This window comes from Maribacter orientalis, assembly GCF_900109345.1.
GTDB classification, from domain to species: Bacteria; Bacteroidota; Bacteroidia; order Flavobacteriales; family Flavobacteriaceae; genus Maribacter; species Maribacter orientalis.
In genome coordinates this window covers 30,638-44,488 of sequence record NZ_FNZN01000006.1, presented here as the reverse complement: position 1 = coordinate 44,488, position 13,851 = coordinate 30,638, and the positions used below count along the sequence as shown (strand labels likewise).

The window sequence follows — 13,851 nt, the reverse complement described above, 5'->3', positions numbered from 1 at the left end:
GGCACTTAAACCGACCACTTAGTTTGTAGTTTCGTTTACAATCCTTGTCATTCAGCGACAAAATGTACGTTCACCGAAAATTAGGTCATCTTCATCTATAAATACTACAGCTTTTTACAATATGAAAGTTCTTTATATAGACCAATTGGTCTGATTTACCCAAATCTATATATTATGAACATAAGTCTAAAGCGCATGGCCACCATGCAACGAATGCAAACAACAGGACTAGAATTATTCTATGCTAAAGGGTATTATAATACAAGTGTAGATGATATTCTTAAAAAATTAGAATTATCAAAAGGAGCATTCTATTATCATTTTGATTCTAAAGAAGATTTCTTTGTACAAATAATTCAAAACTTACTTGGACGTAAAGTATATAGCAGTTTAATAGAACCGATTGAAGGGCACGAAAATCCACTAAATTTAATAATGAACTGCTTTGATGAAGCCATGGAAACTGCCGTTCATAATGAAATGGATTTTGGCTGTATTCTAAGTAACTTTCTTACCGAATTCAATGGTAAGAATGAGGTAATTATGCACCACTTAAATGAAATAGTAACCGTATGGGAGGTTAATCTGATTTCTGCATTACAAAAAGGAAAATTTAATGGTTATTTAGACCGCCATACAGATTGTGAAGCTGTGGCAATATTTTTAATGAGTTCTTATTTTGGTGTACGAACATTAATGACGGGTTCATCACCTAGTGCGAAAAAGTATAGGTTCATGACACAATTACGTCAATATTTTAAGAGTATTGAGGCAAAACCGGTAACAGTTTAAAAATAATATATGTTAAACATTATTGTTAATTATATCGATGATTTTTTGAACAACTTGGGTAGGTTGAATGGTACTCATCACATTTTCATAGCCAGCTGGCAATTTGTTACCGTAGATAGAAGTAGGAATCAACGGATATTCAACTCTATCGGCCAATAACGCGTTGTCCTTAGACTGTCCGAAAGGGGAAAATCCGGCATACGGATGGGTTACTCCCCATAATGTAACTGTTGATACCCCAAACATCGCTGCTAGATGAGCGTTTCCACTATCCATAGCCAACATTAGTTCAAGGTTAGAAATTAAACTTAGTTCTGAGGAAAAAGAAAGTTTACCGGCTGCATTGAATACGTTATTGAATTGATTATCCCAAGTATTAAGAATTTGTACTTCTTTCTGTCCACCTCCAAACAATACAATTTTATACTTATTAGTATTATTTAATTCATTAACCACTTCTTTCATTAAATTCAAAGGATACATTTTCCCCTTAAATGCTGCAAATGGGGCGATTCCCACAAGTAACTGTTCTTTATTATGTTTTAAATGAACGAAATCTTTTGGAAATGGTTTTTTAGGCATAACAACCATTTCATCAACAGAAATTATATAACCAAGCTTCTCGAATACTTCTGAATAACGTTTGAAAGTAGATTTTAATGGTTCTAATTTCGCCCTTTTAGGGTTTATTAGATTCTTCTTTTCATCCCTCCCTTTATCTATTTGAATAAATGGAATTGTTTTAAGTTTAAAAAACTGTTTTAATATGCTACTGCGTAAAACATGGTGTAAATCGGCAACCATATGAATTTGAAGATTTGCCAATTCTTTGTATAATTTCCAAAGTCCTAATATTCCTTTATGCTTTCCTTTTACGTCAGCATTAAAAACTGATATATTAGGAATATCAGAAAAGATGGGTGCCATAAAAGGTTTCGTTAGCACTGTTATCTTGACTGATGGATATTTTTTACAAATACCTAAAATAACGGGGACGGTCATAGCAACATCTCCCATTGCTGAAAGGCGTATGACCAAAATATGTACTTGGCTATTATTTGCCACGTAAGATGGGGTTTAGTTCCTCATCATTATACATTTTCATTTGCTTATATACCTTCATGTACTTATTGCCATTTTCAATATCTGCCAATAATTGGTTAATAGCTAAAAAGAGATCCTTCTTTTGTTCTAAAAGAATATTCAGCTTAATTTGACACTTTTGCTTATGGTCAACAGATGCATCTGAACGATGAGTTTCTTCGTTCATGTGATATATTTTTAAGGCTAAAATTGACAAGCGATCTATAGCCCAAGCTGGGCTTTCAGTATTTATAGTTGCTGTAGGCTTAACATCTACCGATTTGTATTTATTTAAAAAATAACTGTCTATAAATTCAACCAAATCAGTTCTGTCTTGGTTGCTAGCATCAATTTTACGTTTTAAAACAAGAGCTTCTTGTGGATCAATTTCAGGATTTCGTATAATATCTTCATAATGCCACTGAACAGTATCTATCCAACTCTTTCGATAAAGAAGGTATTCGATATCATCTTTTGAATATGGATTCTCAAAAATCTGATACACATCGTCCTTAATGTGATATTTTTCAATACTATTATTAAAAATTGAAAATGCGAACTCGCTAAACATATGAACTTTTTTACAAAGATAAAGTTTATAGTTTTAAACTATAATTTGGTTACAAAAACTAAAATAGGAACCAAAATACTGGCTATCAACAATACCTCTAAAAATTTGGGTTTCTTAATAGATTCTAAATAATTGACAATGAATATTACTGACGGAAAAAATGTAATCATAATGGCACTTGTATTTTCTGATGTCACCAAAAAATTAACTACTAAGCCAATTAAAAATGACAAAGCAATTAATCGCATAATAATCACTTTACCCATACCGGCTTTGCCTAAGTGTATGAAGGTAGAAAAAGCAAGAACCATATTTAAAAGGGCATATAGTGATAGCTTAAGGCTAGACCACCATTTAATGGGGAAAATCGCATCATAATTAATGGCAAAATCATAGTGGTTTTTCATAAAGGATGCTTCATCTAATAAAACCAAAACCCCGTATAAAATCATGAAAAAACAAAATGCTACTGAAAACAGTACTAACCAATTTCTTATATTTTTAGGGTCATAAATGTAAATTGCAGCGACTACCAAAAGAAGATATAAAATGGACCATTCATAAAAAATGCTAGATATGCATATCCACAGACCTGAATCAAAAATTTTGAGCTTAATATTTTTAAGAGATTTAATACTTAATAATCGCCTCATTGCAAGCAGCAGAAAAAAACTTGTAAAAACAGCATTACTATCCCCTAAGGTTTCAGGAAAAACCACAAAAAGCATCGTAAAGAAAAGGATGGCAAAGGAATTTGTTCCTGTCAACTTATTTCTTTTCACCACAAAATCCACGACAAAAACACTGAACAAAAGAATGGTTAGTACCACAATCGATGGTACAATTTCAATGTCAGTAAACGTATAGTCTAAAAGGTAAAATTGGACAGACCAGTAAAAAAGAAACAAAAAAACGAGTACAATAATGAAATTGATTGGTTTTGTTTTCTCAAAAATGCTTGAAATCATCTAAGCTTTTTATATTTTTGTCAGTAAATATAGTAATAAGATGAAATCATTTTTTGAGGGTATTGCGGATTTATTTGTAAATGTGATATTTAAATACACAATGGATCCATTTAGATTTGCAGAAAGTTGGGCTATTTCGAACATTTTAAACTGGATGTTTATGTTAATTGGTGCAGCTGCTTTTATTTATTGGATGCTTCAATTAAAGAAATATAATGATAGCGGTGAAGAGGATACGTCTAGTACTTCTCACTCTTACCTATAAATTTAAAAGATATAATCTTATCGGATTTCTTATAGAAATCCGATAAGCATTTTAAAAGGTTTATAAGTCGAAGCCTAAATCTTTTCTATAATTCATTCCTTCAAAAGAAAGTTTCTCCACATTTTGGTAAGATTTTGACAAAGCGGATTTAAAATCTGACCCAAAAGAAGTAATTGCCATAACTCTACCTCCATTTGTTACTACTTTGCCATTTTTTATGGCTGTACCTGCATGAAAGACCAGTGAGTCTTCAATAGATTCAATCCCTTTTATCACTTTCCCTTTTTCATAAGAGCCAGGATATCCCCCTGAAACAGTCATCACAGTAGTTGCGGTACGTTCATCTAATTGCAACTCGACTTCAGAAAGTTTTTCGTTTGCCACAGCTTGTAAAAGTTCTACTAAATCATTTTTAATTCTAGGTAAAACAACCTCAGTTTCCGGATCACCCATTCGAACATTATATTCGATAACCTTTGGGTCTTCACCAACTTTAATCAACCCAATAAAGATAAAACCCTTATACGGCATATTATCCTTTTTAAGCCCTTCTACCGTCGGTTTTACTATACGATGCTCAATCTTATCCATAAACCCCTTACTCGCGAATGGAACAGGGGAAATTGCCCCCATACCACCAGTATTGAGGCCAGTATCACCTTCGCCTATTCTTTTGTAATCTTTCGCTGTTGGTAAAACTTTATAACTGTCACCATCTGTAAGAACAAAAACGCTTAATTCTATACCGTCTAAAAACTCTTCAATTACCACTGTTGCGCTTGCAGAACCAAACTTCTTATCTACAAGCATGGCCTTTAATTCTATCTTGGCTTCATTCAAGTCATTAAGAATAACTACACCTTTACCGGCTGCAAGTCCATCTGCCTTTAAAACGTAAGGCGGATTTAATTCTTCTAAAAACCTAAAACCTTGACTAACCGTATCTGAAGTAAAACTTTTATATTGAGCGGTGGGTATTTGATGACGCATCATAAATTCCTTCGCAAATTCCTTACTACCCTCTAGGGTTGCTGCTAATTTCTCAGGACCAATAACTGCGACTTTATTCAATAGATTGTCCTTGAGGAAAAAATCATGAATACCGTTTACCAAAGGATCCTCAGGCCCAACAAGTACCAATTCAATATTCTCTTTTAAAACTAACTTTTTAATAGCCTCGAAATCATTTACACCAATTGGTACATTTATTGCTATCTCCGCTGTACCTGCATTTCCAGGAGCCACGAAAAGCTTTGAGAGTTTATTGCTTTGTGCTAATTTCCAGGCAAAAGTATGTTCACGACCGCCTGATCCAAGGATTAAAATATTCATGCTTGTAGTTTTGGCAAAAATAAACTTTGCATTAGAATAAAACTATTTACTGGAGAAATCTCTATGTTCCTTTTTTTGTAAATCCTCTGAAGACAAAGATTTAAAATAATCGTATACGATTTTTAATCCCTCTGAACGACTAACCTTCGGCTCCCAACCTAAAATTTCTCTGGCTTTGGTAATATCTGGTTGGCGTTGCATAGGGTCGTCTTGCGGTAAAGGCAAATAAATAACTTTCTGTTCAGTTCCTGTAAGCGCAATAATCTCTTCAGCAAATTCCTTTATGGTTGTTTCATGAGGATTTCCAATATTTACAGGGTTTGTATAATCACTAAATAACAATCGGTATATTCCTTCAATTTGATCATCAATATAACAGAATGACCTACTCTGAGAACCATCACCAAAAACTGTTAGATTTTCACCTCTTAAGGCTTGGCCCATAAACGCAGGAACTACTCGGCCGTCGTTTAAGCGCATTCTAGGGCCATAGGTGTTAAATATACGTACGATTCGAGTATCTAACCCATGATGCCTGTGATAGGCCATTGTAATCGACTCCATGAAGCGTTTAGCCTCGTCGTAAACACCACGAGGTCCAATAGGACTCACGTTGCCGTTATACTCTTCATTCTGAGGATGAACAAGTGGATCACCATAAATTTCAGACGTAGAGGCTACCAAGATTCTAGCTTTTTTCTCTTTTGCCAAACCTAATAAGTTAAGTGTCCCTACCGATCCCACTTTGAGCGTTTTAATAGGAATTTTTAAATAATCAATCGGACTAGCAGGCGAAGCAAAATGAAGAATATAATCCAATTCGCCAGAAACATGAACAAATTTTGTTACATCATGATGATGAAATTCAAAATTCGACAAAGGAAATAAATGTGAAATATTATTTAAATCTCCTGTAATTAAATTATCCATCCCAATTACATAGAATCCTTCCGAAATAAAACGATCACATAAATGAGAGCCTAAAAATCCTGCTGCACCTGTTATTAATATTCTTTTCATAACAATCTAATAAGCCTTTTCCTCGCCCTTAAAGGCGTTAACTACAGTTTGAACAATAATTTTTAAGTCTAAGAAAAAAGACCAGTTTTCAACATAAAAAATATCGAATTTTATACGGTTTTGAATATCACTATCTTTTTCTATTTCCCCTCTATACCCTCTTATTTGGGCCAATCCTGTTATACCAGGTTTTACAAAATGACGTAACATGTATTTATCTACACGATTTGCATATTCATCAGTATGCTTTAACATATGTGGTCTTGGCCCAACTACAGACATATTACCAAAAAGTACATTATAAAACTGGGGCAACTCATCTATGCTAGTTTTCCGAATAAATCGCCCTATTTTGGTGACTCTCATATCATTTTTACCTGCTTGTTGATGATCAGAAGAATCGTTAATTGCCATAGAACGAAATTTAAAACACTGGAATTCATCATTATCAAATCCAGTTCTTTTTTGAATAAAGAAAACCGGACCTTTAGATTCCAGTGATATTAAAAGTGCCAATAACGGTACTAACCAAATTAATATTCCAAAAATTACAACAAGTGAAAAAACAATATCAAACAATCGCTTTAAAATAGCATTAAGGGAATTATGCAATGGTATATCTCGTAAAGATAAGATTGGGAGGTAATCATAATATTCAAATTTCAATTTTTTAGAAAAAATATTCTTATTGTCTGGAAGGAATTTAAGTGTTTTTAAATTATTGTCGGCAAAATTAATAAATGCTGAAAGCTCATCATTCTTCAATTCAGAAACCGAACAGTATATTTCATCAATGTTATTGTTCACAATGTATCTGAAACAATTTAACAACTCAAAATCCTTATCTCTAGGTGAAAATTGAGAAGAAAAATGATACCCAAATTCACGTCTTGTATTAAAAACTTCTATAAGTTGATTTGCTTTCTTGCTATTACCAATAACGACAACATTTCTAATATTGCCTTTAACCCGTTCTCTATATTTATTTAAAAGGAAAAAATTTAAAATCTTCAAAAAACTGATTCCAACAAAAACAAGGATGAAATACTGGCCCAATGCCAATCTACTCATTAATGGTTGTTTAAAAAAGCCGATGTAAGCATATAAAATTAAAAAAAAGAAAACGAATTGGGTGAATAGTTTTCTCAGTAGAACTACCGCCTTTGAATAACGTTGAATTACATAAAATTCATTTTTGAAAGATAGAATAATCCAAGTAATTGAAATATAACAATGGAACAGCCACGGGTTTTGAAAATTAATGGTCAAAAAATTTGTAAATAAGTTCACAACCATCAAATCAAGACCATAGGAAATTGGAGTAATGAAACCAGAATATCTACCTCGTTTAAACAACATTCTTACATTCGATAAGAGGTAAAGGTATTAAAATCCAAACTTCTCTTTTACAACATAATATATAAACTTACTGTTTCCAACCAAATATCTTCTCCACATTCGATTAGGTTCTTGCAAAAACCTATAAAACCACTCTAATCCAATATTTTGCATCCAAAGAGGGGCTCTTTTTACTTTTCCGGCAACAACATCAAAACTACCCCCAACACCCATAACAAAGCTTACCTTATTCAATAAATCCCTGTTTTGATAAAGAAAATTTTCCTTTGTGGGGGAACTAATTGCAACGAACAATATATTCGCTCCACTATCTGAAATCTCACGAGCAATCTGTTCTTCATCCTGTTTATCAAAATAACCATCTCTATATCCCGCTATAATACTATGTGAATACAATTTTGAATAATTTTCTAGAACTTTTGAGACTACTGCTTCTTTCGCACCGAAAAAAAATATTTTATACTTTTTTTTATGAGCTAATTCTACAAGATTTTCCATTAAATCAATACCAGCAACCCTTTCCTTTAAAGGTTTCCCTAAAATTTTAGATGCCCAAACAACAGCCTGTCCATCCGCATTAATTAAGTCGCTTTCATTTACACTTTGGCGAAGTTGTTCGTCATTTTGCATCGCAACTATTTTACCAGCATTTACAACTACATGTTGTATCTGTTTACGTTGAGCTATTCCTTCTTCAATTTTATTAAGGGTTTCGGCCATAGTAAGATTATGAATTCGAGTACCCAAAATATTAACTACGTTATCCTCTTGAATCACCATTGCTTAGTAAAAATATTGATGAAAAAAATGAAAAAAATGAAATACCAGCATTTCTATTCAAATAGCTCTCCACTAAACAAATAGTCATAACACTAATTAGAAAAAAGAAAAACAAAATATCAAATTTATTCCACGCTAAACAAAGATTAGAAATAAAAAAACCAATAAACAATAAAAAAGCAAAAATACCTCCTTCTACTAGTGTAGTTATAAATTGATTATGTGAATTATATTGTAATGAAGCAGAAGACTCCATACCTCTTTCTAAATATTTTTGCTTTAAGGTCTCAGTTTCATTTCCTGCTCCATAACCAAAAAAAGGTTTTTGTTTTATAGCATCTATTGCCGTTTTCCATCTGGCAAGTCTAGAATCTCCTTGGTTTTTACTGTTGTACTTAGTTCCTACTTCATTAGATAAATCCCAGACCAACTCTTTGGAAAACTTGTGATAAATATATGTATTCTTCAATATCAAAATCAGTCCTAAAAAAACAAAAGCACCAATAACTCCAGCAAAGAGCCTATGTTTGTTAGATTTTAATTTGAGTATTACTTCTTTTAAAATAACCCAAAGAATAAAAAAGAATAAGAGAAATAATAATATGCGAGAATTTAGAAAAATAAGAGATAACAAAAAAACAATTCCAATACCACTTTTAATAAATTGATTCCTAATTGGCTTTTGCAATAGCAAAGAAAATAACGCAACTAGCACATACATACCATAATAAGAAGGATGTATATCAATGCCTGACATAAAATTTGCATTGGTATGATAATAGTCAAATAAATCTTCGTCAATGACCCAAGCTCCTTTTTCTATAAAAAATCTTTTCAACACAGCAAAAATCAAATATGCAGAAGTAAAAAAGCTGCCCAAAATCAATCCAAACGACGCTTTTTTTCTTAGTTCTGTCACTATTACTTTAGGTAACATAAATACAACAACAGGAGAAATTATCAATGTAATACGCCTTCCTAACATCTTTAATACAGAATCTTCCAGACCTAAAAAAAAAATACTAATCACAATTGGGAGAACCAATAAAACCGTTGATAAGTAAACATTTTTATCCTTAAATAATGGTCTGCTTTTTCTGCTGCTAATAATCAAAGTACAGGACAAAAAATAAAATACGATTATGGCTACATTACTATACTTCGTACTTATTGGCAACAAGAAACCAAAAATAAAGCCAGCATAAAGAACTCCTTTAGATAGCATTGGCGTCTTTTTTGAGATACATTAAACTAAAAACTAATCCAATAAAAACAGCCGACATTCCAGAACTATAAACATGACCAGCAATTGTTGAGATTCCTAGCAAAACAAAAATCATTAGTACAGCCAAACCAGCAAAAGGATGTCTATTTGTTGCTCTAAATATCTTAGCTTGATAATAACTTAGAAACATTATAAAAACGAAAAGTAACAAGCCCACAAAGCCATATGCAAAGAATATATCTGCGATATCAATTTCAACAATAGAATTTCCATTTAGAATTTCATAATTAGTTTGCCCAACACCAATTATTTTTTCAAGAAAATTATACTCTTCCCAATATACTTTCCAAGCATTTTTCAAAAAATTATTTCTATTGGAAAAAATGAAGGTTAAAAAATCTAATTCATGCCAAAAAAATTTTAGCCTTGTAAATACTGGAGATGCAACGATAAATTTCCAAGTAGAAACTACTACAACAGGAACTATTAACAAAATAGAAATAATTATATTTTTTACATACCTTAATCTAATCTTTAATTGAAATTGTTTTACTGGAATTAATAAAAATACAATTAATACACCTAAGGTTCCTGTTTTAGAACTTATGGTTAAACCAATAAAAAGATTAAATAAAAAAAATAAAAAATAGCTTAATTTCTTTCCTTTTTTAAAAAGATTAAATCCAATTATAGCACTTAAAATAATCAATAATGCCGAGGTCTCATTACCAGCAAAGAAAAAACCCTTGCTCCCAATATCTCCATTTGGGTACATTGCATAACCCAGCCCAATATATTTTAATAAGATATTAAAAACGAAGACAAGATAAGAGAACTGAACTAGTTTGAAAATCAGATTCATTTCATTACTTCTACCCCTTTCTATAATTTTTTTAAAAAATAAAAAAACTATTAAAGGCATTAGGTATCGTGAAATTTTAATGAAATCTTTAAACAAAAAACCAATTTCTAACTTACTTAACGATTGCCCTAATGATGGTATAAATAATAAGCAAAAAAGAAATAAACAAATAAATAACCCATTTAACTCAATAAAAAAACTGAATAATAAAGATGCTAAAAGAATTAATTTAAATGCCTGCCCTACTGATAATGGCAAATTTACACCACTATGCAAAAGGAAACCATGCAACATTTCTACAGGAAGTAATGCGAACATTAACCATAAAACTAGCATTTCAAAAGTTAGTTTTTTATCCATTTTTAGAGGATACTCCTTTTAAGACTTTGAGCTCTTCAGAAACGGTTATGGTTGTATCAATCATTTCAACTGAATTCCGACCTTTCTGAGCTATTTTCCTAAATAAACTAGGATTATTAGCAACCTCAACAATTTGTCCTGCAATAGAAGTAGAAGAGATGCCTAAAATTCCATTTTCACAATCTGTAATAAACTCTCTTTTAGAAGAATTATCTGTAGTCACTACAATAAGTCCTGCAGCCATGGCTTCCATCATATTAATTCCTTGGGAATCCATTTTAGTTGTGGATATATAGAAACCATACTTTGAGAACAGCTCCTTCATTTTATCTTTTTGAACAAATTTAGGAATTATACGTACTCTATGCCCAAGGTTTTTCTGTTCAATAAGCTTTAAATAATCATTTTTAAAAATACCTTCGCCGTAAATATCTAAAGTAAATTCTTCAGGAAGACAAGTCATTACTTTTATCGACTTTTCAATATCATATACTTTTTTTGATAGTGATCTTATAGAAATAATTTTAGTTTTAAAGCGAATTATGTCATTATACTGAAAAAATTTAGTTTCAATACCGTTTGGAATGATATAATAATTTTGATTAATGTTAAACTTGAAATTACGCTCTGTTTCACTTTTCATCCATTTTGAAGGGAATATAAAAGCAACGTTTTTTCTTTGTTTTGTTTTTAGGACAAAACGCTTTATTCTAGGAATTGTAATAGTATCCCTCTTAAACCATTTTAACAATTCGGTTAGGGTGAAACGGAATTCATACATTCTCGCTCCATACTTTTGTACATCATTACCATGAATGTACATTGCAAATGAAAGGTTATGTTTTAGTATATGTTTATAAATAGGCCAACCATTTTCTTTAGTAAATGGGTATATATTCAATAAGTGCAAGTATAAAATATCAAAATTGTGAAGTTCTTTATTTATTTGTTTTGATGGCATTTTTATCACCTCAACTCCTTCATAATTGCATTTGTCATTACAATTGGAAGGAACGTATACTTTTAATCTATAGCCCTGTCTAATCATTTCTGCACAGCGCATATGAACGAACATATGATTATATGGATTGTTGGCACTTGGATACCTAGATGTTAAAAAAGCTATGTTCATGATTTTACCGCCATTGCTGCCTCTATGTATTCTAAAGATTCTTCCCTGGCTTTATTTAACTTTGGCGTTACTTCGGTATAATCTACATTGAGATTGAGATTTGAAAAATCACTTTCTTTAAACATAATGCGTTCACTAATATTTAGTATTGAAAGTAGGTTTTGTTGCCTATTTGCTCTTTCATTCGCAGATATGCAAACGAATGGCTTTTCAAAGTTTATAGCAAAGCAAGTACCGTGAAAAGAATCGGTAATAACAAAACTCGCATTTGCATACAATTGGATAAACTCTTTAGGTCCGGCATTCCTAATATGTTCATCTATTTTTGTTATAGGAAATAACATTTTATCAATAGCTTTAACTTTAAACCCAAGCTTACTAGCGAAAAAAGCTATAGCTTTTTTAATTAAATCAGTTCGAGGAACTGAATAAACCAAAATATATTTATCTTTTGGTACCTTTTCTATAACATTGAAAGTTCGATACCATTCATTTTTGGGCAATAAAAGAGTTGGGTCCACTACATGATGGATTTCCTTATTTTGGATAATATCTTCAATTTTTTTCTTTCCATCACTTTCCCTTACCGAAATCATTTTAAAATCTTGCAACAATTTTTTAACCTCTACTTTTTCGATTTCATTAAATTCATAATGACCTATGCTAGAGGCATAGGAGAATTTAACTGCGTTGTTTTTAACAAATGAAAGAAAAAATATAGGGTCTATCTTTCTATCTCTTGATACCACTATTGGATTCCAAATTTGATCACTTCCACATACATAAACATCAAAATTATCTGCAGAACCTAAATCCAATTTATTTTTATCCATTTCAGATGATAGATTCATATAATCCCTATTGAACTTTTTGAGTTTTCTTAAAAGTTCATATCTATTCCTAAAGTTTAATAAGTCATGTAAAAACATTTTTATTCCATGAACGGAAAGTTTGAATCTTAATAAATCTGTGGATTGAGATAAATGTTCTTTGTTATAGTCAATGATTTTAACATCGCCATACAAACCAAGTATTTTTTTGGTGGCAAAAGCCTGTAGTATAGCTCCGTAATTAGTGACTCTATGTATTGTTATTAGGGCTATTTTCATCGATTCTGTAAATTAGTTAGAACTTCCTCTAAAGGTCTTCTAGTTGAACTACAAACCTTATTTTTGCCATCTGGATACCCAAAACCAATCATCATAATTATAGTGTGATTATCCTGAATTTCAATTGCCTTCCGAATAGCTTTATCTGCTTTTGGGGTTTGACTCCAATTCAAAGGGCATGAGGCAATACCAAGTGAATGAAGTGCATATATTAATGACATTGAAAACAAACCTCCATCTATCCAATGCTGATAATGTTCAAAACCAGAAAAAAAGGCTTTCAAATCAACAGAAACAATGAATAGGTTTGGAATTTTATTTCCAAATGGTTTATTTCCGTTTTGATAACTAAGTGTAGTATCCATGATTGATCTATCATCGGTATGATATACATGCCATTCTTGCCTGTTGCAAACAGATGGTGTTTTCATAGCCATTCTAACCACTCTTTCAACTGTTCGTAAATCAACTTTACCATTACTGCTGTATTCCCGTAAAGAATATCTGCTTAAAAAAAACATCTCTGGCTTATTCAACTTACCTAATGTAATTTCTTCAAAAGACAAATTAATTGATCCATGGTCTTCATCCGAAACCAAACCCAAGTCATTAATAAAATCTAACATTTCCTTTGACTGTTTATTTTCGATGTTTTCAGGTAAGGTCAAAAACTTAGATAAAACCTGGCTGCTAGCGATGTCATGGTATCCAAAATGACCTGTTTCATGAGCCTTCTTCAATCTTTCGTATACACGACGAGCATTACTCCACCCAGATTTTTTATTTCGTTTTTTATAGCTCAAACTCTTCTCTAAACCATGGTAAGCCATTGCTAAATTATAGTTCCTTATTTGGCTATCATAAAGATTCTCTTTCCAACCACTGTAAAGTACAAATCTTCGGTAGTCATATAAAAACCCCAATAAGCCTTGAGTATTTCGGTATAACCCCCGAAATATGGGTCTTATAAAATTCCTCCAAATATTATTCATT

General features: G+C 31.7%; 14 protein-coding genes. 2 read left to right on the top strand and 12 right to left on the bottom strand.

Going from position 1 to position 13,851, the window contains the following annotated elements:
- Window positions 1-174: 174 nt before the first annotated feature.
- Window positions 175-792 (top strand): TetR/AcrR family transcriptional regulator, encoded by a 618-nt coding sequence (locus BMY56_RS13360; RefSeq protein WP_091625174.1) that lies wholly within the window; start codon window positions 175-177, stop codon window positions 790-792.
- Window positions 793-804: 12 nt separating this feature from the next.
- Here the strand turns inward: BMY56_RS13360 and BMY56_RS13355 are convergent, their stop codons facing one another.
- From BMY56_RS13355 to BMY56_RS13345, 3 genes are read right to left on the bottom strand one after another with little or no spacing between them, the layout of a single operon-like run.
- The gene (locus BMY56_RS13355; RefSeq protein ID WP_245737225.1) at window positions 805-1,857 is read right to left on the bottom strand and encodes a glycosyltransferase family 9 protein; all 1,053 of its coding nucleotides are present in this window, start codon (window positions 1,855-1,857) and stop codon (window positions 805-807) included.
- Window positions 1,847-2,446: a DUF4254 domain-containing protein gene (locus BMY56_RS13350; protein WP_091625168.1), complete on the bottom strand. Its 600-nt coding sequence runs from the start codon at window positions 2,444-2,446 to the stop codon at window positions 1,847-1,849. Before BMY56_RS13350 ends, BMY56_RS13355 begins: the two co-directional genes overlap by 11 nt.
- A 38-nt stretch (window positions 2,447-2,484) precedes the next feature.
- Complete coding sequence (locus BMY56_RS13345) at window positions 2,485-3,414, bottom strand: DUF6427 family protein (RefSeq protein ID WP_091625165.1); 930 nt, start codon at window positions 3,412-3,414, stop codon at window positions 2,485-2,487.
- Between the two features lie 40 nt (window positions 3,415-3,454).
- Between BMY56_RS13345 and BMY56_RS13340 the strand changes: the two genes are divergently transcribed.
- Window positions 3,455-3,679 (top strand): DUF6341 family protein, encoded by a 225-nt coding sequence (locus BMY56_RS13340; RefSeq protein WP_091625163.1) that lies wholly within the window; start codon window positions 3,455-3,457, stop codon window positions 3,677-3,679.
- A 60-nt stretch (window positions 3,680-3,739) separates the two neighbouring features.
- On the opposite strand, the gene purD is transcribed toward BMY56_RS13340, so the two are convergent.
- From purD to BMY56_RS13295, 9 genes are all read right to left on the bottom strand, one after another.
- On the bottom strand, window positions 3,740-5,011 hold the full coding sequence (purD, locus tag BMY56_RS13335; RefSeq protein WP_091625159.1) for a phosphoribosylamine--glycine ligase: 1,272 nt from the start codon (window positions 5,009-5,011) through the stop codon (window positions 3,740-3,742).
- A 42-nt stretch (window positions 5,012-5,053) separates the two neighbouring features.
- A complete protein-coding gene (locus BMY56_RS13330; RefSeq protein ID WP_091625156.1) occupies window positions 5,054-6,031 on the bottom strand; it encodes a UDP-glucuronic acid decarboxylase family protein in 978 nt (325 codons plus the stop codon).
- A 6-nt stretch (window positions 6,032-6,037) separates the two neighbouring features.
- Window positions 6,038-7,327, bottom strand: a complete 1,290-nt coding sequence (locus tag BMY56_RS13325; RefSeq protein ID WP_317040631.1) for an exopolysaccharide biosynthesis polyprenyl glycosylphosphotransferase — start codon at window positions 7,325-7,327, stop codon at window positions 6,038-6,040.
- 90 nt (window positions 7,328-7,417) lie between these two features.
- On the bottom strand, window positions 7,418-8,110 hold the full coding sequence (locus tag BMY56_RS13320; RefSeq protein WP_245737224.1) for a WecB/TagA/CpsF family glycosyltransferase: 693 nt from the start codon (window positions 8,108-8,110) through the stop codon (window positions 7,418-7,420).
- Between the two features lie 40 nt (window positions 8,111-8,150).
- Complete coding sequence (locus BMY56_RS13315; protein WP_091625148.1) at window positions 8,151-9,395, bottom strand: O-antigen ligase family protein; 1,245 nt, start codon at window positions 9,393-9,395, stop codon at window positions 8,151-8,153.
- A complete protein-coding gene (locus BMY56_RS13310; protein ID WP_091625145.1) occupies window positions 9,385-10,617 on the bottom strand; it encodes an O-antigen ligase family protein in 1,233 nt (410 codons plus the stop codon). Before BMY56_RS13310 ends, BMY56_RS13315 begins: the two co-directional genes overlap by 11 nt.
- Window positions 10,610-11,749: a glycosyltransferase family 4 protein gene (locus BMY56_RS13305; RefSeq protein WP_091625143.1), complete on the bottom strand. Its 1,140-nt coding sequence runs from the start codon at window positions 11,747-11,749 to the stop codon at window positions 10,610-10,612. The genes BMY56_RS13310 and BMY56_RS13305 overlap by 8 nt, the downstream gene beginning before the upstream one ends.
- Entirely contained in the window at window positions 11,746-12,858 is a 1,113-nt protein-coding gene (locus BMY56_RS13300) for a polysaccharide pyruvyl transferase family protein (protein ID WP_091625141.1), read from the bottom strand. Before BMY56_RS13300 ends, BMY56_RS13305 begins: the two co-directional genes overlap by 4 nt.
- Window positions 12,855-13,850, bottom strand: a complete 996-nt coding sequence (locus BMY56_RS13295; protein WP_218144568.1) for a nitroreductase family protein — start codon at window positions 13,848-13,850, stop codon at window positions 12,855-12,857. Before BMY56_RS13295 ends, BMY56_RS13300 begins: the two co-directional genes overlap by 4 nt.
- Window position 13,851: the final 1 nt, after the last annotated feature.

Bases quoted from the DNA above. Each gene is read 5' to 3' on its own strand.
- BMY56_RS13360 (WP_091625174.1), top strand. From the start codon at position 175: ATGAACATAAGTCTAAAGCGCATGGCCACCATGCAACGAATGCAAACA.
- BMY56_RS13350 (WP_091625168.1), bottom strand. From the start codon at position 2,446: ATGTTTAGCGAGTTCGCATTTTCAATTTTTAATAATAGTATTGAAAAA.
- BMY56_RS13345 (WP_091625165.1), bottom strand. From the start codon at position 3,414: ATGATTTCAAGCATTTTTGAGAAAACAAAACCAATCAATTTCATTATT.
- BMY56_RS13340 (WP_091625163.1), top strand. From the start codon at position 3,455: ATGAAATCATTTTTTGAGGGTATTGCGGATTTATTTGTAAATGTGATA.
- purD (WP_091625159.1), bottom strand. From the start codon at position 5,011: ATGAATATTTTAATCCTTGGATCAGGCGGTCGTGAACATACTTTTGCC.
- BMY56_RS13330 (WP_091625156.1), bottom strand. From the start codon at position 6,031: ATGAAAAGAATATTAATAACAGGTGCAGCAGGATTTTTAGGCTCTCAT.
- BMY56_RS13325 (WP_317040631.1), bottom strand. From the start codon at position 7,327: ATGGTTGTGAACTTATTTACAAATTTTTTGACCATTAATTTTCAAAAC.
- BMY56_RS13320 (WP_245737224.1), bottom strand. From the start codon at position 8,110: ATGGCCGAAACCCTTAATAAAATTGAAGAAGGAATAGCTCAACGTAAA.
- BMY56_RS13315 (WP_091625148.1), bottom strand. From the start codon at position 9,395: ATGCTATCTAAAGGAGTTCTTTATGCTGGCTTTATTTTTGGTTTCTTG.
- BMY56_RS13310 (WP_091625145.1), bottom strand. From the start codon at position 10,617: ATGGATAAAAAACTAACTTTTGAAATGCTAGTTTTATGGTTAATGTTC.
- BMY56_RS13305 (WP_091625143.1), bottom strand. From the start codon at position 11,749: ATGAACATAGCTTTTTTAACATCTAGGTATCCAAGTGCCAACAATCCA.
- BMY56_RS13300 (WP_091625141.1), bottom strand. From the start codon at position 12,858: ATGAAAATAGCCCTAATAACAATACATAGAGTCACTAATTACGGAGCT.
- BMY56_RS13295 (WP_218144568.1), bottom strand. From the start codon at position 13,850: ATGAATAATATTTGGAGGAATTTTATAAGACCCATATTTCGGGGGTTA.